General features: G+C 70.6%; 24 protein-coding genes. 2 read left to right on the top strand and 22 right to left on the bottom strand.

All coding sequences use genetic code 11. From position 1 onward, the window contains the following. The 14 genes from QN152_12145 to QN152_12210 form a co-directional block, all read right to left on the bottom strand. A partial coding sequence (locus QN152_12145; protein ID MDR7540259.1) for a hypothetical protein occupies positions 1-235 on the bottom strand: 235 nt, incomplete at its 3' end. A 19-nt stretch (positions 236-254) separates the two neighbouring features. Continuing rightward, positions 255-1,310 (bottom strand): LLM class flavin-dependent oxidoreductase, encoded by a 1,056-nt coding sequence (locus QN152_12150; protein ID MDR7540260.1) that lies wholly within the window; start codon positions 1,308-1,310, stop codon positions 255-257. Continuing rightward, positions 1,307-1,615, bottom strand: a complete 309-nt coding sequence (locus QN152_12155; protein MDR7540261.1) for a hypothetical protein — start codon at positions 1,613-1,615, stop codon at positions 1,307-1,309. The genes QN152_12150 and QN152_12155 overlap by 4 nt, the downstream gene beginning before the upstream one ends. Continuing rightward, positions 1,615-3,885, bottom strand: coding sequence for a xanthine dehydrogenase family protein molybdopterin-binding subunit (locus tag QN152_12160; protein MDR7540262.1), 2,271 nt, complete (start codon positions 3,883-3,885; stop codon positions 1,615-1,617). The genes QN152_12155 and QN152_12160 overlap by 1 nt, the downstream gene beginning before the upstream one ends. Next, positions 3,882-4,523 carry a (2Fe-2S)-binding protein gene (locus tag QN152_12165; GenBank protein MDR7540263.1) on the bottom strand — a complete coding sequence of 214 codons (642 nt, stop codon included), beginning with the start codon at positions 4,521-4,523 and terminating at the stop codon, positions 3,882-3,884. Before QN152_12165 ends, QN152_12160 begins: the two co-directional genes overlap by 4 nt. A 147-nt stretch (positions 4,524-4,670) precedes the next feature. Next, on the bottom strand, positions 4,671-5,807 hold the full coding sequence (locus QN152_12170; protein MDR7540264.1) for a Xaa-Pro peptidase family protein: 1,137 nt from the start codon (positions 5,805-5,807) through the stop codon (positions 4,671-4,673). After that, on the bottom strand, positions 5,804-6,937 hold the full coding sequence (locus QN152_12175; GenBank protein ID MDR7540265.1) for an NAD/NADP octopine/nopaline dehydrogenase family protein: 1,134 nt from the start codon (positions 6,935-6,937) through the stop codon (positions 5,804-5,806). The genes QN152_12170 and QN152_12175 overlap by 4 nt, the downstream gene beginning before the upstream one ends. A 15-nt stretch (positions 6,938-6,952) precedes the next feature. Next, on the bottom strand, positions 6,953-8,110 hold the full coding sequence (locus QN152_12180) for an enolase C-terminal domain-like protein (protein MDR7540266.1): 1,158 nt from the start codon (positions 8,108-8,110) through the stop codon (positions 6,953-6,955). Then, positions 8,107-9,639, bottom strand: coding sequence for a tripartite tricarboxylate transporter permease (locus QN152_12185; protein ID MDR7540267.1), 1,533 nt, complete (start codon positions 9,637-9,639; stop codon positions 8,107-8,109). Before QN152_12185 ends, QN152_12180 begins: the two co-directional genes overlap by 4 nt. 10 nt (positions 9,640-9,649) lie before the next feature. Then, a complete protein-coding gene (locus tag QN152_12190) occupies positions 9,650-10,222 on the bottom strand; it encodes a tripartite tricarboxylate transporter TctB family protein (GenBank protein MDR7540268.1) in 573 nt (190 codons plus the stop codon). 88 nt (positions 10,223-10,310) lie between these two features. Continuing rightward, complete coding sequence (locus QN152_12195) at positions 10,311-11,294, bottom strand: tripartite tricarboxylate transporter substrate binding protein (protein ID MDR7540269.1); 984 nt, start codon at positions 11,292-11,294, stop codon at positions 10,311-10,313. Between the two features lie 58 nt (positions 11,295-11,352). After that, the gene (locus tag QN152_12200) at positions 11,353-12,372 is read right to left on the bottom strand and encodes an LLM class flavin-dependent oxidoreductase (GenBank protein ID MDR7540270.1); all 1,020 of its coding nucleotides are present in this window, start codon (positions 12,370-12,372) and stop codon (positions 11,353-11,355) included. A gap of 4 nt (positions 12,373-12,376) precedes the next feature. Beyond that, on the bottom strand, positions 12,377-13,480 hold the full coding sequence (locus tag QN152_12205; protein ID MDR7540271.1) for a Xaa-Pro peptidase family protein: 1,104 nt from the start codon (positions 13,478-13,480) through the stop codon (positions 12,377-12,379). Between the two features lie 2 nt (positions 13,481-13,482). Continuing rightward, positions 13,483-14,259, bottom strand: a complete 777-nt coding sequence (locus QN152_12210) for a FadR/GntR family transcriptional regulator (protein ID MDR7540272.1) — start codon at positions 14,257-14,259, stop codon at positions 13,483-13,485. A 64-nt stretch (positions 14,260-14,323) separates the two neighbouring features. On the opposite strand from QN152_12210, the gene QN152_12215 reads away from it, so the two are divergent. Beyond that, positions 14,324-15,121: an SDR family oxidoreductase gene (locus QN152_12215; GenBank protein ID MDR7540273.1), complete on the top strand. Its 798-nt coding sequence runs from the start codon at positions 14,324-14,326 to the stop codon at positions 15,119-15,121. Here the strand turns inward: QN152_12215 and QN152_12220 are convergent. Next, positions 15,100-15,990 carry a M48 family metalloprotease gene (locus QN152_12220; GenBank protein ID MDR7540274.1) on the bottom strand — a complete coding sequence of 297 codons (891 nt, stop codon included), beginning with the start codon at positions 15,988-15,990 and terminating at the stop codon, positions 15,100-15,102. The genes QN152_12215 and QN152_12220 overlap by 22 nt on opposite strands. Before the next feature lie 80 nt (positions 15,991-16,070). Here QN152_12220 and QN152_12225 point away from each other — a divergent pair, with 80 nt between their 5' ends. Beyond that, positions 16,071-16,781: a molybdenum cofactor biosynthesis protein MoaE gene (locus QN152_12225; protein MDR7540275.1), complete on the top strand. Its 711-nt coding sequence runs from the start codon at positions 16,071-16,073 to the stop codon at positions 16,779-16,781. Between the two features lie 87 nt (positions 16,782-16,868). Here the strand turns inward: QN152_12225 and QN152_12230 are convergent, their stop codons facing one another. From QN152_12230 to QN152_12260, 7 genes are read right to left on the bottom strand one after another with little or no spacing between them, the layout of a single operon-like run. Further along, positions 16,869-17,900, bottom strand: a complete 1,032-nt coding sequence (locus tag QN152_12230) for a zinc-binding dehydrogenase (GenBank protein ID MDR7540276.1) — start codon at positions 17,898-17,900, stop codon at positions 16,869-16,871. Then, the gene (locus QN152_12235) at positions 17,897-18,334 is read right to left on the bottom strand and encodes a type II toxin-antitoxin system VapC family toxin (protein ID MDR7540277.1); all 438 of its coding nucleotides are present in this window, start codon (positions 18,332-18,334) and stop codon (positions 17,897-17,899) included. The genes QN152_12230 and QN152_12235 overlap by 4 nt, the downstream gene beginning before the upstream one ends. Continuing rightward, the gene (locus QN152_12240) at positions 18,331-18,576 is read right to left on the bottom strand and encodes a hypothetical protein (GenBank protein ID MDR7540278.1); all 246 of its coding nucleotides are present in this window, start codon (positions 18,574-18,576) and stop codon (positions 18,331-18,333) included. The genes QN152_12235 and QN152_12240 overlap by 4 nt, the downstream gene beginning before the upstream one ends. A gap of 48 nt (positions 18,577-18,624) precedes the next feature. Continuing rightward, complete coding sequence (locus QN152_12245; protein MDR7540279.1) at positions 18,625-19,428, bottom strand: creatininase; 804 nt, start codon at positions 19,426-19,428, stop codon at positions 18,625-18,627. Positions 19,429-19,448: 20 nt separating this feature from the next. Continuing rightward, on the bottom strand, positions 19,449-20,285 hold the full coding sequence (locus QN152_12250; protein MDR7540280.1) for an ABC transporter permease: 837 nt from the start codon (positions 20,283-20,285) through the stop codon (positions 19,449-19,451). Continuing rightward, positions 20,282-21,169, bottom strand: a complete 888-nt coding sequence (locus tag QN152_12255; GenBank protein MDR7540281.1) for an ABC transporter permease — start codon at positions 21,167-21,169, stop codon at positions 20,282-20,284. Before QN152_12255 ends, QN152_12250 begins: the two co-directional genes overlap by 4 nt. Then, positions 21,166-22,296, bottom strand: coding sequence for an ABC transporter ATP-binding protein (locus QN152_12260; GenBank protein ID MDR7540282.1), 1,131 nt, complete (start codon positions 22,294-22,296; stop codon positions 21,166-21,168). The genes QN152_12255 and QN152_12260 overlap by 4 nt, the downstream gene beginning before the upstream one ends. Positions 22,297-22,311: the final 15 nt, after the last annotated feature.

Genomic DNA, 22,311 nt, shown 5'->3' on the forward strand with positions numbered 1-22,311 from the left:
GAGAGGCATCCAGGTCCTTCCTGTAGGCCTCGCGGTCGGTGACCACGATCTGCTCGATGTAGTCGAAGGGCAGCTGACTGCGGTCCCGACTGTCGGGGAGGATCCGGTGCGTCCGGTAATGGACGACGCTCCGCAGCTCCGGCAGGGCCGGGTAGTCGTCCTCCCGGATGAAGTGCTCGTAGGCTGCCACCGTCACCTCCGGCCGCAGGGCTACCAGCACAAACCGTGTCAGCATCGCGTACCTCCGGGGCGCCTCAGCCGGCCGGGCGCGCCGGCGAGGCGGCCATCTGTGCCGCCAGGGGCAGCACCTCGCCCGCGAACCGCTCGATGGTGCGCTCGATGCGGCCGTCGGGGGCCATGGGGTAGAGCACGAACTGCGTGATGCCTGCCTGCTGCATGCGGGCAACGCCGGCGGCTACCGTCTCCACCGGTCCGGCGAGGGTCAGGGCGTCGACGAAGGCGTCGGGGACCATGGGGGCCACCTGTGCCGCCGCATCGCTGAGGTAGCCGTAGGTGAGCCCCGCCACTGCCTGGCGGATCTGCGCCGGCACCTCCAGCCCAGCGGCCACGAATCCGGGAAAGGTCGGCTGCTGGGCAATCAGGCTCACCGCCACCGACCGCCGCATTAGGTTCCGCGCCACCGCTGGATCGTCATGGATGCAGACGTTGATGCGCGCCACCAGTTGCACGGCGGCCGGGTCGCGCCGCGCGCCGGCGGCGCCGCGAGCTACGTGCGTCCGGAAGTACGCCAGGGCCGCATCGGCCACGCAGCCCTGCATGATCGCGCCGTCGGCGACGCGGCCCGCCGTCTCCAGCCCCCTGGGGGCGTTGCTGGCGACGTAGATGGGGATCTCGGCACGCGGGGGTGCAAAGTCCAGCTTCGCGCCGTCAGCCGACACCAGCGCGCCGCGGTACGTGACCGTCTCCCCGCGCAAAAGCGCGCGGATCACGTGGATCGCCTCGCGGATAGCTACCGCAGGCCGCGTGCGCGCAATCCCCAGCTCGCGAAACCCCGACACGCCGGCGCCGATGCCGAGCACGGCCCGGCCGCCGCTGAGTTCATCCAGGGTGGCGATGGCCATGGCGGTGAGCGCGGGATGGCGGGAGTAGGGATCGGTGACGCACGGACCCAGGCGCAGGCGGGTGGTGTGCTGTGCGCACAGGGTCAGGCTGGCGTAGACCTCCCTGTAGAACCGCTCGTCGGCGTACCAGAGGTAGTCGAACCCCAGTGCCTCGGCCTGCCGGGTCAGGCCCAGCAGGCGGCCCGGTGGGTGCTCGCCAAGCAGGAGGAGCCCGGTCCGCAGCGTCACTCGATCGCCTCCCCCACAAAATTGTCGGAGGGCTCGATGAACTCCGCGAGTTGCTGGCGCAGGGTCTGCAGCTCTGGGCGGGCGAGGTCCTGGCGGTAGGCCTCCAGGTCGGTGACATGGATCACCTCCAGGTAGTCGTAGCGAACGTCGGCCTTCCGCAGGGGCGCGGCCAGGCGGTAGTTGGTGTACGAGACGATGCTGGGCAACCGTCGTGCCATGGGGTAGTCGACCTCCCGGACCCACCGCTCGTAGGCGGCCGGCTCGACGCCGGGCCGCAGGCGCGCCAGGAACACGACGACGGGCATCAGACCATCCCCCCTGTCCCGCGCAGGGCCGCGTACACCTTGGGTGCGGTGATGGGCAGGCTAGTTACGCGCACCCCTGATGCCGCATCCAGGGCATTGGCGACCGCTGCCGGGGGCTCTATGATCGGTGGCTCTCCCACGCCCTTGGCGCCGTAGGGGCCCACTTCGCTGGGCGATGCCACCGTGATGACTTCGATGGGCGGAATGCGGGTGATCCTCGGGACGGCGTAGTCGCTCAGGTTGTGCACAAGAAGCTGGCCATCCTGGTAGGGCAGCTCCTCCCACAGCGCCTGCCCGAGTCCCTGGACCACGCCACCCTCGATCTGTCCTTCAATGAGCTGCGGGTTGATGGCGAAGCCCACATCCTGCACGGCGACATAGCGCACCACGTGTACCTCCCCCGTATCCGGGTCGACCTCGACCTCCGCGGCGTGGGCGTGGAAACTCGGCGAGTGGAACGCTGGATAGACGTGCCCGCGGACGCACGAGGTGTCATAGAGAGTGGGCGGCGCGGTGAACGCGCCGGCAGCGATAAGGCCGCCACGCTGCAGGCCCAGCCGCGCCACATCCGCGAGCGACAGCCGTCGTCCGGGCACCCCGGCCACCGTCACGTGGCCGTCGTGCAACGTCAGGTCCCGGGGATGCGCTTCCAGCGCCCCGGCCGCCACGTCGAGGATCTGCCGCCGGAGCTCGGCCGCGGCCTGTCGCACGGCGTTGCCCACGCTGAAGGCCGTGCGGCTGCCCTGCGCTCCGTGGTCGTAGGGGGTGGCGAAAGTGTCCGCGCTCACCACGCTGATCCGCTCCACCTCCAGGCCGAGCTCCGCCGCCAGCACCTGCGCGGCGCCGGTCAGGGCGCCGGTACCAATTTCGGCACACCCGGTCAGAAGTGTCGCCGAGCCGTCGGGCTGGAGCTTGACGTAGACCCCCGAGGGCCCTCCGGTGGTCGTCCACCAGCCGCAGGCCAGGCCCTTCCCCCGGCGGGGACCCGAGGGCTGTCCCCAGCCTATGGCCTGGGCAGCCCTGAGCAGCACCGCCTCCATGCTGCTCCGACCGAAAACCTGGCCGGTCGGACCGGTATCGCCATCACGCACAATGTTCCGCAACCGGAACTCCAGGGGGTCCAGTCCCAGGCGCCGGGCGATCATGTCCATCTGCGACTCGACTGCAAAGGCACACTGGGGGCCCATGGGCGCCCGGTACGAGCCGAAGTTCTGCTTGTGGGTGTAGACGGCCCTGGCGACAAGGCGCAGGTGGGGAATGCGGTAGGGCCCGGCCAGGACGAGGGTGGCCACCGAGGGGAGGCCGGAGCTGGAACCGCTGTAAGCCCCGGCGTCCAGCAGAGCTGTGGCCTCCTTGCCGACGATCGTGCCGTCCCGCCTCACCGCGGTGCGCAGACGGATCCTCATCCCATGCCGCGGGTAGGCCGCCATGAACTCCTCCTCCATCGTCAGGGCCACCTTCACCGGACGGCGAGTGCGCTGCGCCAGCAGGGCGGCGATGTGCTCCACCCCAATCCTCAGCTTGCCGCCGAAGGCGCCACCGATCCCGGTGACCACCACGCGGATCTGCCCCAACGGCAGACCGAAAGCCTCGGCCAGGGTATGCTGGATCTCGAACGGTAGCTGCGTATTCGAATAGACCACGAGCCGCTCGGGCGCCTCCCAGACCGCGAGCGCGGCCCGGGGCTCCAGGTACGCCTGGTGGACCGGCGCGGTTGTGAACGTGTCCTCGTAGACGGCGTCGGCCTCGCCGAGCGCGCGGTCCCAGTCGCCCTTTACGATCCACGCCTCACCACAGATGTTGCCGGACCGGATCACCTGCGGGTGCGCGGTGTAGGACTCCCAGGCCTCGTGGACCAGCGGGGCGCCCCGGGCCGTGGCGCGATCGGGATCGGTGATCGCCGGCAGTACCTCGTAGTCTACGACCAGGCGATCGACCGCTTCGTCGGCCGCCTGGCGACTGATGGCAGCAACCGCCGCCACAGGTTCACCGATGTAGCGGACCACGTCGACGGCGAAAATCGTCTCGTCCTTCACCAGGCCACCGAAACGGCGCGCCGGCGCATCCCGGGCGGTGACCACCGCGGCCACGCCCGGCACCTGCAGCGCGGCGGAGGGATCGATGCCGAGGATGCGGGCGTGCGCGTGCGGGCTGCGTGCGATGCGTCCCCACAGCATGCCCGGCAGCGCGATGTCCATGGCGTACCCATACTGGCCCAGCACCTTGGCGCGGCCGTCGAGGCGGGGGAGGGACCGACCGATGGCGCTCACGGGTGCACTCTAGCGGCGCGCGTCGCCAGCCGCCGCGCGGCGACCTGTACGGCCTGGACGATCTTGGCGTAGCCGGTGCAGCGGCACAGGTTCCCGGATAGCGCGCGCCGGATCTGCTCCTCGGTCGGGTCAGGGACCTCGGCCAGAAGCGCTACGGCCGAGAGGACCACACCCGGTGTGCAGTACCCGCACTGTACGCCGCCACACTCGACCAGCGCCTCCTGCACGGGGTGCAGCCCGCCGTCCCCGGCGATCCCCTCGATGGTCACCACCGATCGGCCGTCGGCCGAGGCCGCAAGCACCAGACAGGCGGTCACCGGGCGGCCGTCCAGAAGTACGGTGCAGGCGCCGCAGACACCTTCCCGGCACGACTCCTTGGTGCCGGTGAGTCCCAGGCCGTCGCGCAGCAGGTCGAGCAGCGTGTGGTTGACGGGAGTATGGACGACGTACGGAGTGCCGTTGACGCGCAGGGCCACCGGCATGGTGCGGTCCAGGCCGAGCTGCGGGCTCATGGTGCGGCTCCCCAGGGTCACGGTCCGCCGCGCGAAGGTGCCAGCCTCTCCCGGCACGATGGCCAGCGCCTCCGGCTGCGCGAGGCTGGCCGGCGCGTACCAGTTCTCCGGTGCCGTTGGCCACATCCTGCAGGAGAGGAGTGAGGAGCTCGGGACACCAAAACTATCTCGCCCCTTGGCCGCGCGCAACCGCCCCATGAACTGCAGCCCCGTGCCCCACGTGACAGCTCCCTGAGCGCCGCCTCCCGCGCCCCGCACCCGAGGCCGGCAGGCTCACCCGGCGATGGGCCACAGGGCGCTGGTGTCCGTGGCGTCCGTCACCACCTCGTGGCCCTGCGGCGTCACCAGCAGCACGTCCTCCAGGTGGAAGCCGACCTCGTGGGGGACGAAGTGCACCGGCTCGATGGCAAACACCATTCCCGGCTCCAGCACCACCTCCGTGTGCGCGTCTATAAAGGGTCCTTCGTGCAGCCCCAGCCCCAGGCCGTGGCCCAGAAAGCGCAGGGGGTTGAGGCGGTGCTCCCGGGCGCGGGCATGGTACAGCGCGTGGAGGTCGCGGGTGGACACCCCGGGGCGGATGAGGCCGAGCACCTCCCGGTGGATGGCGACAATGGCCTGGTAGATCCTGCGCTGCTCGGCGGTAGGCTCCCCCACCACGGCCGTGCGGGCGCAGTCGGTGTAGTACCCGCCGACGCAGCCCAGGAAGTCGACGCGGACGATGTCCCCGGGGTGCAGCACCCGGTCTGTGGGCGGGGCGTTGGGGTGGCTGCTGCGCTCCCCCGCCCCCACCACCACCATGCGCACCTCATCGCCCCCGCGCCGCAGGAAGGCCTCCGTCACGCGCACCGCCAGGTCCCGCTCGCTCATCCCGGCGCGCGCCGCGCTAAACGCCTCACGGACGGCCTCGTCGGCGATGCGCCCCCCGCGGCGGATGTGCGCCAGCTCACTGGCCGTCTTCACCCAGCGGGCCTGCTTGAACAGCCCGGCCGCGTCTGCCAGCTCCGCCTGGGGCAGCAGACGTCCCAGCTCCGCGTGGTCCTCCGCCGGGATGAAGTCCATCTCCACACCGATCCGCCCGCCCGCCAGGCCGCGGCTGCGGACCAGGGCGGCCAGCACCTGCATGGCGGTCTGGGTGTGCTCGTCGTAGGGGTGGATCTCCACGCCGTCCAGGTTGGCCTGCAGGAACGACTCCTCCACGGTCACCGCCACCACGGCGGGGTCCCCATCTGCGGGGAGCAGCACGGCCACGCGCCGCTCCCGAATGAGGCGGTGCGAGGGCACGCCCACGCCCAGAAGGTAGGTGGCGTTGTCCTGGGACATGGCCACCACCGCGTCCAGGCCGGCGCGGGCCATGCCGTCACGTACCCGGCGCAGCACCGCGGCGTCGGGATGAGGGGTCTGGTCGCTCATCTCCACGCTCCTTCCTGCCAGGGCCCGGTCCTGGCCAGGTGCTCCACGTCGGCTCGGGTCGCCCCGGCGATGCCCATGCGCCTAGCGTTCAGCCCGTGCTCCAGGTAGTCCACGCCGGTGACCACGGAGGCCAGGTGGATGAGCGCCTCCACGGTTGGGACGGAGACGCCGGCCGCCTGGGCCAGCGCCCGCAGGGGGACCAGCCCGAAGCCGACGTCCTCCTGGATGTAGCGCCCCTCCAGGTTGGGCGGGGCCTTGATGTAGCGGTTGGGTATGCTGTCCCGCAGGGCCTCCAGCACCGACCCTGCCTTCCAGGCCCGACGCGACGTGTACCCGGCGCGAAAGAAGAAGTCGAGGAAGCTGGGGGTCTCGAAACCGTAAGCGGCGGCCACGGCGCGGCGCTCCCGGTCCACCGCCTCGATGGCCCGGGCCACGGCGGGCGTGGTCCCCTCGTAGTAGTAGAAAAACTGTCCCGCGGTGTGCTCGATCCAGCCGGCGTTCAGCAGCATCCCCGGCGGGTGGAGGACGGCGTTCAGGTTCGTAAGCGAGGTCACCAGCACGCTGGGGACCAGCTCCGCCTGGGGGTAGTAGCGGCGGAAGCGGGTCGCAGACTCCTCCGCCCGGGCTGCGGGCAGCACGCCCATGCGCACGCTGTGGGCCGGCCCGGTGATGTTCACCCGGGTGGGCGAGGCCATGCGGCAGATGTAGGTGAGCGAGTTCAGCTCGGCCACCGCCACCGGCGGTGCGCCGCGCGCCACCAGGATTCTGGCCACGTGCAGGGCGCTGCCCGTATTGCTGCCGTTCAGCACCACGAGCTGATCCGGGGCCAGGCAGGGGGCCAGCGCCTCCGCGTAGTAGGCGTGGCCCGGCGCCGGCACCGTCAGCATCACCACGTCTGCTCCGGCCACCGCTTCGGCCACATCCGTGGTGATCCGGGTCAGGGGGACGGTGGCCTCTCCCAGCGCTCCCGTCATCTCCACGGCCCCCAGGCGGAGGAAGGGCTCCAGCCGCTCCCGCGAACGGTTGGCCAGGGCGACGCGGAAGCCGCGCACGCCCAGGTCGGCGGCCGCGGCCACGCCCCCGTTGCCCGCGCCCAGCACCGCCACGTCGATTGGCTCCGTCTGTGCCATCAGGCCTCCCTACCTTCAGTCCCAGGGCACCCGATACCGCTCCAGCTTCTCCGGGTCTACGGTGATCCCCAGCCCGGGCCCCTCGGGTACGCGCAGCCGCCCCTCGCGGTAGGGGAACGGCTCGGTGATGATGTCGTCGGTGTAGATGCGGCCGGCCACGGTGGTCTGTTCCCGGTCGCGCAGCGTGGTCACGGGGATGATGGCGGGCACGGTCACGGCGGGAGAGGCCGCGGCCAGGTGGAGGTTCGCCGCGTTGGCGATGCCGAACTCCGCCGACCCGCCCACGTCCGCCTCCAGGCCCGCCGCCTCCAGCACCGCTGCCATCTGCCGCGCCGGGTAGAGCCCGCCCGGTTTGGTCACGTAGAGCGAGACGTAGCGGGCGGCGCCCGCCTCCCGCAGGTGCAGGACGTCCCGGGCAGTCCAGGCGCTCTCGTCCGCCATCAGGGGGACGCCCACCGCGCGGGCCACCGCGGCCAGCTCGTCGATCCCCTCCACCGGCTGCTCTGCCAGGTGCAGGCCGGAAGCCTCCATGGCGCGGATGGTGCGGATGGCCACGGGGACGGTGTAGGCCTGGTTGGCGTCCAGGCGGATCTCCACATCCTCGCCCACCGCCCGCCGCACCGCAGCCACCGCGGCGACGTCGCGGCGCGGGTCGGGACCGCCCTTGACCTTTATATGCCGGATCCCCTCGCGCACCGCCTGCGCCGCCTCCGCCGCCGCCTGCTCCACCTCCATCAATCCCAGGGAGTGCCCCACCGGCACCCACTCCCGGACGCGGCCCCCCAGCAGGTCGTACACCGGCACGCCCAGGGCGCGCCCCTTGAGGTCGTGCAGGGCGATGTCCACGGCCGCCTTGGCGTAAGGGTGCCCCTTGATTGCCTGGTCCATGGCCGTGTGCAGCGCAGAGATCTGGAAGGGATCCCCCTCCCGCAGCACCGGGAGAAGGAGGTCGCACAGCAGATGGCGCACGGTCTGCGGCGTCTCCCCGTAGTAGCGCCCGTAGGCGCCGCCCCAGTCGGGGAGGCACTGGGTCTCCCCCCACCCCTCCAGCCCCTCGTCGGTGCGCAGGCGCACCACCACGTAGCGCCCGATCGGTCCCCGCAGCCCCGCCCAGCGGTGCACCCGCCGCGCGGGCAGGCCCACCAGGATCACGTCCAGGCCGACGATCCTCATCGCTCTCCTCCCGCCGCGTCGGCGGTCGCCGCGGGCAGGGCCGCAGCCGCCCGCCGGCGGTGCCGGTAATCGAGGAGGACGGGGTAGGCGGCGGTGGACACGGAGAGCAGCAGGAGCAGCAGGCTGATCGGCCGTCGCAGGTAGACCAGCCAGTCGCCCCCGCTGACCACCAGCGTCCGTCGCAGGTTCTCCTCAAACAGCGGCCCCAGGATCAGGCCGAAAACCAGGGGCACCACAGGGAAGCCGACCTTCTGCATCAGGTAGCCGGCGACGCCGAAGACCAGCATGATGGTCACATCGTACAGCGAGTTGTCCACAGCGTAGGCGCCGACCACGCAGAGTACGGCGATGACCACCAGCAGCACCGGCTTGGGCACGGACAGCACCCGGGCGAAGAGGCGGGCGCCCAGCAGGCCCAGCGCAGTGGTCAGGATGACGGCGACGCCCAATGCCACATACACCGCGGCCACGAAGTCCGGGTGGTCGCGGAACAGCAACGGCCCGGGGCGCAGGCCCTGGATGAGCAGCGCGCCCATGAGCACGGCGGTGATGCTGTCTCCGGGGATGCCCAGGCTCATGGTGGGGATAAGGTCGCCGCCGATCTCAGCGTTGTTGCTGGATTCGGGGGCGACGATCCCCTCCGGGATCCCCGTGCCGAACCGCTCCGGGTGGCGCGACAGCCGCTTCTCCTGCACATAGGAGAAGCCCACGCCGATGGCCGATCCGGCCGCGGGGATGATGCCCACGATGATCCCCACGATGGCCCCGCGGACCGCCGGCAGGATCGTCCGCCGCAGCTCACCCCAGGGCGGGATCACCCGCCGGATGGTGCGGATGACCTCCCAGCGGCCCAGGCCTCCCTCCAGGTTGTTCAGCACCTCCGCCAGGCCGAAGATGCCAATGGCCAGGGGAATGATGGGGATGCCCGCCTGCAGGTAGCGGTTGCCGAAGTCGAAGCGCAGCACGTTGGTCAGCGGGTCCAGCCCGACGGTGGCCAGCAGCAGCCCCGCCAGCCCGGCCAGGACACCCTTGAAGGTCGACCCGGGCATGGCCGCGGAGAGGCTGGCCAGGCCCAGCAGGGCCAGCCCGGTGAACTCCGGGCTGCGGAACTGCAGGCCGATCAAGGCGATCAGAGGAGCCAGGGTCATGAAGACCACCAGACCGAAGAACCCGCCGAAGCCCGAGGCCAGGGTGGCGAAGCCCAGGGCCTCGCCGGCGCGCCCCCTGCGCGCCATGGCGTGGCCGTCGAGCTGGGTGACGATGGCCCCGGGCGTTCCGGGGATGTTCACCAGGATGGCCGAGATGGACCCCCCGTAGACGCTGCCGTTGAAGATACCCATAAGCAGCATCATGGCGTCTGCCGCGTTCAGCCCGAAGGTGAGCGGCATGAGCACCGCCAGGGACATGGTGGAGCTGATCCCCGGGAGCGCCCCGAAGATGATGCCCACGATGACACCAACCAGGCTGAGGCCCATGGCCCGGGGAGAGCCCAGGAACGCCATCAGCGCGCCGAAGATGTTCTCGAACACGGCCCTCTCTTCAGGGAAGCGGTACCTTGACGAATCCCCTGAACACCGTGTAGGTGACGGCGGCGGTGAGCACGCCTCCTGCGACTGCCAGTGCCGCCCAGCGCGCCGTCCAGCGTCCCTCCTGCTGGCGACCCAGCACGAAGATCCATGCCGCCGCGAAGGCGGCCGTGGTGGCGCGGAACCCCAGCGTCCGCATGGCGACGATGTAGATCGCCAGCGAACCCACGAAGAGTACCGGCAGGACGAAGCGGCCGGGTGTGGTGATCCAGGGCTCCCGGGGGCGCATGCGGGCAGGAGGCCCACCCGCTTCCGGCCGGGGAAGCGACCGGACAGGGGCGCCGCCGGTCTCCTTCCCAGGACGCGACCGGATCAGCGTCCAGGCGGCGCCTGCGGCCAGCGCTACCCCACCCGCCAGGAGCGCCCACAGGAGCAGGCGCGGAAACAGCCCGGGACCGGGATCGGCACCGAACTCGTAGGTCGCCAGGTCGGGGTTCGCGGAAAGCGAGGCCAGTCCCACCGCGGCCAGCCCCACCAGGACGGCCCCCGCAAGAAGGTCACCGAGCGCCCGCCGCGCCTGCTCCATCAGGTCACCGAGATCAGCGCCCCCGAGCGCACCGCCGCCTGCCTCCACGAGACCAGGCCACCGAGCCACCCGCCGCGTCCCGCTTCACCTACTTCGGGTTCTTCACCAACCCCAGCTCGAACAGGACGGCGTAGGTCAGAGCGTCGTCCGCCTTGAGGAAAGCCTCGGTGCGGCGGATGCCCATGGGGTCGACGTTGAACCCCGCCTTCTGCGCCCGGGCCACGAAGGCCGGGTCGCGCAGCGTCACCAGGAGTTTCTCCTCCAGCACCTGCAGCCGCTCTGGGGGGATCCCCCGAGGCCCGGCAATCACCCGCCAGGACCCGTAGACCACGTCGAAGCCCTGCTCCTTGAATGTCGGCACCTCGGGAGCCAGGAAGTGCCGTCTGTTATCCGAGACGCCCAGGATGCGCGCCTGCTTTGCCCGGTGCGCCTGAATGATGTCGGGGACCGGCACCGTGGTGGCCTGGACCTCGCCGGCCAGCAGCGCGGCCACGCTGGGCGCGAACCCCTGGTAGGGCACCTTGTTCAGGACGATCCCCAGTTTTTTCTCGAAGACCAGCACCGTCAGGTGGGAGGCACCTCCGGGCGGGTCGTTGGAGTTCTTGATGGTATTGGGCCGCGCCCTGGCCGCCTCCACGAATTCCCTCAGCGTCTTCCAGGGCGTATCCGCCCGTACGCTGAGGGCCCCCGGCTCGTTCCCGAAGAAGACAATGGGCTGCAGCTCCTCCAGCTTCACCGGGTTGGGAATCATGTACTGCTGGGCGATGAGCCCCGAGCCGAACATGCCGATGGTGTAGCCGTCCGGTCGGGCGTTGGCGATCTCGCGGTGGCCGATGGCCCCGGCTGCGCCGGGCTTGTTCACCACCACCACGGGGACGCCGAACTGTGTCTTGGCGAACTCCGCCACCAGGCGCATGCTTATATCGCTGCCCCCGCCCGCCGGCCAGGGGACGATCAGCGTGATCTCCCGGCTGGGGAACTTCTCCTGGGCCATGGCCACAGGTCCAAAGACCAGCACGGCCACCAGGGCCACGGCCAGGAGCACCCGCACGACCTGCCACCTATCCTGCATCACCCATTCCCCCTTTCCTCATGTCCTCCGCGCTACAGCACGGCTAATGTCCTCCGCCCTACAGCGCCGCTGCCACCAGCGGACGGACCTGCTGGGCGAAGCGGCGCAGCGTCTCCCGGCCGGCGGCGTCGTCCGACCACACCTGCACCGTGATGTCGGTAGCCCCGCCGCGGGCCAGAGCCAGGCACCGCGCCGCCACCGCCTCCGGGTCGCCCACGATCACCACCCGGTCGACCTCCTCTGTGCCCACGAAGGCCCGCGCCGCCTCCGTCCCTCCCTGGTGGAAGGCCCGCAGCAGCGGATCCATCACGTCGGAGCGGATGCCCATGCGTAACGCCACCTCCCGGGTGGTCATCCCCAGCAGATAGGCGACCCATCCGCGCACCGCCTCCACCGCGGCCGGACGGTCGTCGGTGACGACCACGCTCTGCCAGGCGACGACCTCCATCCCCTCCAGCGACCGGCCGGCGGCACGGGCGCCGGCGGCCGCCGACTCCAGGCCGTAGGCCTGCGCCTGCGGCGTGACCAGCGCCTCCAGGATGAGCCCATCCGCCACTTCGCCGGCGACCCGGAGCATGCGGGGGTTTCGCGTGCCGATGAAGATGGGGATATCCACCGCTCCCTCCCGCTCCAGGCGGATCCCGCGCAGGGTCCAGGTGCCCTCGTGCTCCACCGTCTCACCCCGCAACAGCCGCCGGATGAGGAGCGTGGCCTCGCGCACGTGGGCGGCCGCACCGCTGCCGTCAATCCCCAGCCGGTCGAGGACGTGCTTGCGGTTGCCCGCGCCAAGCCCCAGGAGAAATCTCCCCCCGCGCACCTCGGCCACGGTGGCCGCCGCCCGGGCGATCTGCACGGGGTGGCGGGTGTAAGGGTTGGTCACGGCAAGCCCCGTCTCCAACTCCGGCAGCGCGGCAGCCACGGCGGTGAGCACGACGAATGGATCGGCGTAGTAGGTCTGGTCGGGGACCCAGAGGCGGTCGAAGCCCAGGTCGCGGCCGTAGCGGGCGAAGTCCACGAACCGGCTCACCGCCCCGGAGGGGACGCGGGTGAAGGAGAAGCGCACCGGGCCGTCCCGCACGCCGCTATCCTCCCACCTGGATGAGTTGGGCGTTCGGCGTCCCCGGGCTCAACAGCTCGAAGCCCTCGTCGGTGATGAGGAACTCGTCCTCGATGTGGAACCCCATCTGCCCGGGGACCAGGTACATGGGCTCCAGGCACAGCACCATCCCCGCCTCCAGCACCCCGTCGCTGTAGGCGTTGATGTAGGGCTCCTCGTGGATCGTCAGCCCCAGCCCGTGGCCCAGGAAGGTGAGCGAGGCTTCCAGCCCCCGGCCGGCCAGCGCGGCCAGGTAGAGCCGGTGTAGATCCGCGGTGCGCACCCCGGGACGCAGCCGTTCCTGCACCCGGCGGTAGGCGTCGACCAGTGCGTCCCAGATGTGGGTCTGCTCCGCCGTGGGCTGGCCCACCACCGCCGTGCGCGCCACGTCGGAGTGGAACCAGGCCCGCCCCGCGATCAGGTCCACGCGGATCACATCGCCCGGAGCGATAGGCCGGTCGGTGGGCGCGGCGTTGGGGTGGGCGCTGCGCGGCCCTGACCCCACGATGGGACGGCAGTAGTCCGTGCCCGCGCAGGCGTCCACCAGCAGGCGCGCCAGGTCCCGCTCGGTCATCCCCGGGCGCACCCGGGCGAAGGCCTCGCCGTGGGCGCGTGACGCCAGCGCGGCCAGCTCGCGGATGGCGGCGACTTCTCTTGAGGTCTTGATGCGCCGAGCTTCGAAGAAGAGGTCTGCTGCCGGCACCAGCTCGGCGCGGGGCAGCGCTGCGGCCAGGCGGAGGTAGTCGGCCGCGGGAAGGTGGTCCAGTTCCACAGCCAGCCGCCCGTCCGCCAGGCCGCGCTCCGTGATCAGGTCCGCCAGCAGGGTCACAGGGTCATGGGTAAACTCGTTGTAGGTGAGCAGCTCCATGTCGCCCGCCTGAGCGCGGGCCAGGCTCTCCTCGACGTTCACCACGACCAGAGCTGGCCGACCTTCGCGCGGAGTCAGGCACAGGGTGCGGCGGAAGCGGTTGCTCATGTGGGAGGGGACGGTGAAGGTCGCGCTGTAGACCACGTTGTCCGGCGAGCTGGCCACCACCCCGTCCACCCCGCGGGCGTCCATCGCCTGCCGCAGCCGCTCCCGCCGCTCCACCCCTACCCTCCCCGGCGCCCGCTGCGGCGTGCCCCTCGTCCCTTGAGCGAGCGCACCTCCTCCACGACGCGACGTACGTGCGCCTGCATGGCCCTGCGCGCCCCCTCGGGGTCCCGTCGCCGCACCGCCTGGAACACGGCGTCGTGCTCGCGCATGGACCGCTGGATGCGGCCGGGAATGGCCAGGGTGGCCTCGCGGCTTTCCACGATGGCGGCGGCCAGCCCCTGCAGCAGGCTGTGGAGGAAGTCATTGCGCGCCGCCTGCGCCAGCGTCTCGTGGAAGGCCTCGTCCAGGCGCGCATAGGCGGCCAGCACCCCCTCGTCCAGGGGCCGACTGCGGCGGCCGGCCAGCAGGGCGGTCCCCTCCGCCAGCACGCGCTCCAGACGCCGCAGGTCCGCGGCCGTGGCGTGGACAGCGGCCAGGCTGGCCGCCTGGGCCTCAACCGCCTCCCGCACCTCCAGGACCTCCAGTACCGACGGCGCATGCTGCAGCAGCCACTGCATCCAGCGGCTGGACCAGACGCCGTTCAGCGGATCGCCGCGCCGCAGGTAGACTCCGCTGCCGTGGCGGATGGAGATGACACCCATCGCTTCCAGGGTGCGCAGGGCTTCCCGCAGCGTGGACTGGCTGACCCCCAGGTGAGCGGCCAGCTGGCGCACCGGGGGCAGCCGCGTCCCGGGCGCTAACGCGCCCGCCCGGATCTGGGCGATGAGGCGCTGCACCACCTCGTCCGAGAGGCGGCTGACGGAGACGCGGGGGGGAGGAGCGCCCACGGCCATGGGGAAAATGGACTGTTCAGGTGATCAGATCACTTGCTCACCAGGATAGAGGAGGTCGGTGTGGATGTCAACGAGGACAGACGAGCGCGTCCCGGTCTCGCTGCGGGGGAAGGTCCTCCTGGTCACCGGCGCGCGGCGAGGAATCGGTCTGGCCATCGCCGCCCGGGCGGCGCAGGCGGGTGCGGAGGTGATCGTGCATGCCAGGGAGCAGGCGCAGGCGGAGGCCGCGGCCCGGCAGATCGCTGGGGCGACCGCTGTGTGGGGAGACCTGAGCACCGTGGAGGGGGTCCGGGCCGTGATCACCGCCGCGGGTGAGACAACCGGGCGCCTGGACGGGCTGGTGAACAACGCCGGGCTGGCCGTGGTGCAGCCGGCGGAGGCGTTCAGCGCAGAGGACTGGGAACGGCAGTTCGCGGTGAATGTGCGGGCCACCTTCTTCGCCTGCCAGGCGGCACTGCCCTACCTGCGCCGCGGCAGCGACCCGGCCATCGTCAACATCTCCTCCCTGCACGCGCAGACCGCCGTCCCGGGCCGCGCTGTCTACGCTGCCTCCAAGGCTGCGGTGGACCATCTTACGCGCACCCTGGCGGTGGAGTGGGCGCGCTGGCGCATCCGGGTCAACGCCGTGGCGCCCGGTTTCGTCCGCACGGAGCAGGTGGCGCACCTGCTGGCCAGGGAAGGGACGCGCATCGAGGCGCGCACCCCGCTGGGCCGCGTGGCCGAGCCCGACGACGTGGCCGCGGCCGTCTGTTTCCTCCTCTCCGCGGCGGCTCGCCACATCACGGGCACGGTGTTGCCCGTGGACGGGGGCTACCTGCTCTACGGCGGGTGGGAGATGCCTCAGGCTGCGCAGGGCACCTGAAGGGCCGGCCGGGCCAGGTAGCTTGAGCGGCCCGGCCACCCCCGCGTGTGGAGCTGGCGGCCTGCCAGACGTGGCTGTCCCCGCGTGCGGGCCGGGTAGCCTGGAATGCCTGGCCGCTCCCGCGCGCGGGCCTGGTAGCCCAGACGCCGCAGCTCCTCCCGCACCCGGACGATGCGATCCGGCAGCGCGGGGTGCGTGCGGAAGAGGACCTCGAACTGGGAGGGATCCCGCCCCTCCGCCGCGCGCAGCCGCTCCATGAACTGCAGCCCTGCATCGGCGCGGAAGCCGGCGCGGTGGGTGAAGTGCACGCCGACCTGGTCGGCCTCGAACTCGGCGCTGCGGCTGAAGCCCCGGCTGAGGAGGAAACCCACGAAGTTGGCCACCTGCGTGGCCGTGGGGTCTCCGCCGAACAGCAGGGAGATGACGATGCCCATGAAGAAGTGCCGCTCCAGCAGGTTAACGTGATGGCGCTGGTTGACGTGGGCCACCTCGTGGGCCAGGACGAAGGCCAGCTCGTCCTCAGAGCGGACGAAATCCAGCATCCCCCGGGTTACGTAGACAAACCCGCCGGGCAGGGAGACGGCGTTGACCGCCCGCTGCTTCAGGATGCGGAAGGTCCACGGCAGGTCGCGTCGGTCGGAGACCGCGGCCAGCCGCCCGCCGATGGCCGCCAGACGGCCGGTCTCCGCGGCATCACGCACCACCCCGAAGCGGCTCTCCAGGTCCCGCGCCGCCTCCCGGCCGATGGCGACCTCCTGCTGCGTGCTGATCAGGGCAGCGTGGGCCGGCCGCGGAACGCCTCCTGCCACCAGCAGCGCCGCCAGGGCGACAGCCAGGGTGATCTGCTTTGGAGAAGGGCCGGGGTGCATGACCTCTCCCCCATGAACCGGGGATCATGGTGCTCCTCTCCCGAGACCACCATAGCACCCCTTTTTGCTCCTGGGGTACAATGACGCCGGTCCCGGCCATGCGCATCGCCGTCCGCACCTTCGCCGCCTACCGGCAGGCCATCGGGCAGGGCGAACTGACCCTCGACCTTCCAGACGGCGCCACGCCGCGGCAGGTCTGGGATACCCTGGCCGAGCGCTACCCGGATCTACAACGGTTTCCCCCACCCGCCCGGTTCGCGGTCAACGACGAGTTCGTGGGGCCGGAGCAGATTCTGGCGGAACGCGACGAGGTGGCGCTGATCCCACCGGTGAGCGGCGGCGACGGCGGCCCCGAGGCCCGACCCGTGACAGTGGAGATCCGCGTGGGCCTGGTGCGTCAGCCCATCGACGTGGCCGCTCTGATAGCCTCGGTGCAGCACCCTCAGGCGGGAGCGGTGGCGCTGTTCTGCGGCACGGTGCGGGCCCGCTCCCGCGGCCGGGACGTGCGGTTCCTGGAGTACGAGGCCTACGAGAGCCTGGCCCAGCGGGAGATGCGCCGCATCGCCGAGGAGGCGGCGCAACGCTGGCCGGTGCTGCGCCTGGCCGCCGTGCACCGCCTGGGCCACCTGGAGATCGGCGAGACCAGCGTGGCCATCGCCGTGGCCGCCCCGCACCGGGCCGACGCCTTCGCCGCCGCCCGTTACGTCATCGACACGCTGAAGCAAAGCGTCCCCATCTGGAAGAAAGAGGTCTGGGGCGAGGGCGAGGAGTGGATCGGCTCGGGCGGGTAGCCGGAGCACGGATATCTTCCAGGTCGAGTCTGGTCCGTCCGCGCCGCGGCCGCCAGCTTCTCCGCGTACGTCGGCTGCTCCTGTCTCCTAGCTCACCTGCAGCACGATCTTGCCGAAGTGCCGGCTCTCCTCCATGATGCGGTGCGCCTCCGCCGCCTCCTCCAGCGGCAGGACGGTGAAGACCACGGGGACGAAGCGGCGCCGCTGGATCAGCCGCAGGACCTCCCGCATCTCCGCCTGCGTGCCCACCCAGGTGCCGGTGATGGTGAGCTGCCGCGCGTAGATGTAGCGGATGTCCACCGGGGTCTGCGGGCCGCTGGTGGCGCCGCAGACGGCGAGCCGTCCTCCGGGGGCCAGCGCCTTGATGCTGGTCTCCCAGGTGGCCGCGCCCACGTGGTCCAGCACCACGTCCACCCCGCGGCGGCCGGTGAGGCGACGCACCTCCTGCAGCACGTCCTGCTCCCGGTAGTTGATCCCCACGTCGGCGCCGATCTCCCGCGCCCGCTCCAGCTTCCAGGCCGCACCCGCCGTGGTGATCACCCGGGCCTCGAAGAGACGGGCGATCTGGATCCCGGCGCTGCCCACCCCGCTGCCCGCGCCCCAGATGAGCACCTCCTCGCCGAAGCGCAGGCGGGCGTTGGTCACCAGCATGTTCCAGGCGGTGAGGAAGACCAGGGGCATGGCCGCCGCTTCCTCGAAGGAGAGGTGGGCCGGTTTGGGCAGCAGGTTCTGTTCGGGCACCGTGATGTACTGGGCGTAGCCGCCGGGCATGTGCTCGCCCAGGATGGAGAACTCGGGGCAGCGGTTGTCCAGACCGGCCAGGCAGGCCTGGCAGTGGCCGCAGCTAACGCCCGGATGGAGCAGCACGGGGTCGCCCTCCCGCCATCCGGTGACGCCGGGCCCGAGGGCGGCCACCTCTCCGGCAATGTCGGCACCAAGGATGTGGGGGAACTCCAGGCGCAGTCGCGGCAGGCCGCGGCGCAGCCACAGGTCGATGTGGTTGAGGGCCACCGCCCGCACCCGCACCAGCACCTGGTGCGGACCGGGCTGCGGCGTCGGCACCTCCTCCAGCCGCAGGACCTCAGGACCGCCGTGCTCGTGGATGCGCACCGCCTTCATGGTGAACCCTCCAGAGGATTGAGTGTGCGCAGGCCGGGGAAGAGACGGAAGCCCCGGTCGGTGGTGCACAGGACCGCGCCGTGCTCCAAGGCTAGTGCAGCCAGGTGGGCGTCTATCACCTGCGGCCCGCGCGCCTGGGTCGCCAGCAGCAACCCGCGCAGGATCTCCCAGTGGCCCTCTCCCGGCCCGATCACCACCACCGTTGGGTGCGCCAGCCAGCTAGCCACGATGTCAACCGCTTCGCCCGGGGCAAGCGGCTGGGGGAACGCCCGCGGGTTGGTGCTGATACGCAGGAAGGCCGTGATGGTGATCCAGGGCAGGCCGACGGGCGCGGGCTGGGCCAGCGTGCGCTCCAGCCAGGCTCGTGCCACCTCATGCTGGGGGAACGAGGGGTTGTACGCGTACAGCAGGATGTTGGCGTGGAGGACGATCACCGCTGGAGCGGCCCTTCCAACTGCTCCAGCAGCTCAGAGATCCGATCGTAGTCCAGGCCAGGATGCACGCCCAGGGGTCGGGCCCGCACGGTGAACGGCGGCACCCGCTGGCGCCTCCGGCGGAGGAGAAGGGCGGCACGGAGCAGCTCGTTGACCACGGCCTTGAGGGGCCGCCCCGTCCGTCGAACCTCGGCTTTCAGCGCTGCGGCAACGTCCTCTTCCAGGGTCAATGTCGTGCGCACATCATGATGCTACCGTTTCTGCATCATGATGTCAATCCGGCCTTCCATTCACCCTGCTCGCCGTTCTGAAGCTCCTGCCTCCTGCGCCCCCTGCGGGAATTCCCGAGCCAGCAGGGCGGTCAACGTCTCCACCAGGACGGCCACCAGCGCCTCCCCCCGCTGCTGCGAGGCGCCCGCCGCCGTGTAGAGGATCCCGCTGGACGGGACCTGGTTGGGGGGCTCTGGAAAGACCTTGTGCGGGGGCGGGACGCGGCGCTCCTGCGGCGGCGGAGGAATGCGCTCCGGGTGCACCAGGGCGGGGGCCAGCGCCATCATCAGGGAGCTTTCGGTCAGGCTGGCGTGCTCCACCTCCCAGCCGGGAAAGCCTTCGGGAAACAGGTCGCGCAGAACCGCCTCGGGGACGTGCTCCCACCAGTTCACCAGGACGATGCGCCGGCCGGAGGTATCGTCTGGAGGCAGAACCTCGCGGGCAGCCTCCGCCAGGAAGGCGGTGTTCTCGAAGTGGCCGTTCAGTAGCACGAGATGTCTGGCCCCGTGGCGGAAGTACTCCCGCAGGATGTCGCCGGTCAGGCGCAGCAGCGTGCTCCCTCGCAGGCTCATGGTGCCCGGAAAGCGCTGACCGCCGCCGCTGGCCGGGTCCGAGGCGGCCGCGTACCAGATGGGGGGAGCCACCAGGGCGAGCAGGCGATGGGCCAGCCGCTGGGCCAGATGCCAGACGATGAACACGTCTGTGCCCAGGGGCAGGTGCGGTCCGTGCTGCTCCACCGAGCCCACGGGAATGAGGACGATACGCCTGCCGATCTGCGCGGCGAACTCCGGCCAGGTCAGATGCTCCACCAGTATGTCCGACATCGTCCACCTCCAGATGCGGCTCAGGCTGCGGGGCCCCGCCGCTGGACGATCTGGGCCACGACGCTGAGGGTAATGGAGAAGAAGAAGACAATGGTGCCCACGGCGCTGAGGGCGGGGTTGATCCCGGAGCGCATCATCGCCCAGATCTTCACCGGCAGCGTCACATCGAATCCGGAGACGATCCAGGCGATGAGGAACTCGTCGAAGGAGAGGGTGAAGGTGAGCAGAAAGGCTCCCAGCACCGCGGGCAGCGAGAGCGGGAAGACCACCTCCCAGAGGGCGCGCAGTCGCGACGCCCCCAGGTCCCACGCGGCTTCCTCGTAGCTGCGGCTGAGCGTATGCAAGCGCCCCCGGATGATGAGCATAGCCAGGGGGGCGGAGAAGACCGTGTGGCTGATCCATACCGTGAGCAGAGACTTGGGGATGCCTACCGTGTTGAAGAACACCAGCAGCCCCAGCCCCAGCAGGATCCAGGGCACGGTCAGGGGCGAGATCATCACCAGCATGAAAACATCCTGCCACCACACGCCCGCCCGGGTCAGGGCGTAAGCGCCGGGGAAGCCCAGGAGGACCGAGGTCAGGCCGACGGCCGTGGCCACCAGGATGCTGTTACGCAGGCCAACCAGCAGGCCAGGGTTGCCGACGGCCTGCTCGTACCAGTGCCACGTGAACCCCCGCCAGGGCAGAGCGACGAAGCGGTCGGCGTTGAAGGAACTGAGTATGGTAACGGCGATGGGGGCGAAGAGGAAGGCGTAGGCCACCACCAGGTAGCCCTGCAGGATACGGTCCCAGAGGACCTCCGTCCCCCCAGCACGCAGCCGCGGTGCTCGGGCCTGCGCGGGCACGCTGGTGCTCACTGGCCGATCCCCCGCCCGAAGCCGGCGAACCGCATCCACCGGCCGAAGACGGCGATGGTCCCCAGGATCGTTACCACCATGATCACGGCGAAGGCCGAGGCCTGCGGCCAGTTGACGGTCCACTGCACCGCGTCCACGACCAGTTGGGGGAAGACCCGCTGCGCCTGGCCTCCCAGCACCGCCGGGGACACGAAGTCGGCGAAGGCCAGGACGAAGGTGAACATGCTCCCCGCCACTAGGCCCCCGGAGCTCAGGGGGAAGATCACTTCGGTGAAGGCGCGCAGGCGATTGGCCCCCAGGTCGGCGGCCGCCTCCAGGAGACTCTTGTCGATGCCTTCCAGCGTGGAGTACAGGATGAGGGTCATGATAGCCAGCAGGAAGTGCACCAGCCCGATGCGCGCGGCGGTGAGCGTGTAGAGGATGTCCAGTGGAGCAGAAATCACCCCCAGGCGCAGGAGCAGGTAGTTGAGCACGCCGTTATTGGCCAGGATCGTCTGCCAGGCGTACCCTCGGACCAGGTAGTTGGTCCAGAATGGAGCGATCACCGCCACAAGCGCCACCAGTCGCGCCCGCGGGGGGACGCAGAAGGCCAGGGCGTAAGCGAAGGGATAGGCCACCAACACCGTAAGCAGGACCGTGGACGTGGCGAATCCCAGCGAGAGGACGTAGGCCTTGAGGTACATGAACTCCTGGAAGAAGACCCGGTAATTCTGCAGGGTCCACGCGGGCGTCAGGCGGTACTCCCGCATCACCCAGAAACTGGCCAGGAGGAGAAAGAGGGCCGGCGTCAGGTAGAAGAGCACCTGCCACGTAGTGATGGGCAGCAACAGCCACAGTGCCCAGCGCTCGCGGGGGGCGGGAGCGGGCCGGTGCCGGCGGATCATCGCGTACCCGCTACCGGCACCTCTGCGGGTACTGCTGCGGCCTCGTCCGGGATGAGCATGCTGTCCCCGGGATCCCAGCGCAGCCAGAGGTGCTCTCCCGGGGCATACCGCTGGGGACCCAGCTCCAGCACCCCGACCATGTCCCGGCCCACTTGCAGTGTGTACCGCGTGGCCGTGCCGGTATACACGGCGTGCCTGATGATCCCCGGCAGCACGTTGGGGCCCTCCGCGCGTTCCCACGCCAGGCGAATGCGTTCCGGCCGGACCCCCACGGTGACGGGTCTGCCGGGACGAAGCCAGGCGGCGTTAGGGGGCGGATCTGCCCACAGGTAGTCCGCCCCCACCTGAGGCACGCGCACGGCCACACCTCGCCCGCCCACCTCCGCCACCGCACCTGCCAGCATGTTGCACTCTCCCAGGAAGCCGGCCACGAAGCGCGAGGCCGGGCGCTCATAGACCTCTCGCGGCCGGCCCACCTGCTCCAGCCGGCCATCCCGCATGATGGCCAGGCGGTCGCTGATGGTCATCGCCTCCTCCTGGTCGTGGGTGACGTAGAGGAAGGTCATGCCCAGGCGCTGTTGCAACGCCTTCAGCTCGATCTGCATCAGCTTGCGGATCTGGGCATCAAGCGCTCCCAACGGCTCGTCCAGCAGGAGCACCGAGGGGCGGATGACCAGCGAGCGGGCCAGCGCCACGCGCTGGCGCTGGCCGCCGCTCAACTGGCCCGGCATGCGCGCGGCCACATCCGGCAGATTCACCAGCTCCAGCACCTGGCGCACCCGCCGTTCCTGCTCCGCGCGGGGGACGCCGCGCATCTTCAGCCCGAAGGCGATGTTCTCCCCCACGGTCTTGTGGGGGAAGAGCGCATAGTCCTGGAAGACCATGCTTGTGTCCCGCCGGTGTGGCGGCTCGCGGACGACGGCACGGCCCTTGATCCGAATCTCGCCACTGGTCGGCGATTCAAATCCGCCGACCATGCGCAGCACCGTGGTCTTGCCCGACCCGCTGGGGCCCAGGATGGTCAGGAACTCTCCCGGACGCACCCCCAGGGAGACATCATCGACGGCCAGGACATCTCCAAACCGCTTCGAGACGCTGACCAGCTCGACGTCAAGCTGCTGCTCCACCCACCACCACTATTA

Source organism: Armatimonadota bacterium (genome assembly GCA_031459715.1).
GTDB lineage: Bacteria > Sysuimicrobiota > Sysuimicrobiia > Sysuimicrobiales > Humicultoraceae > Humicultor > Humicultor tengchongensis.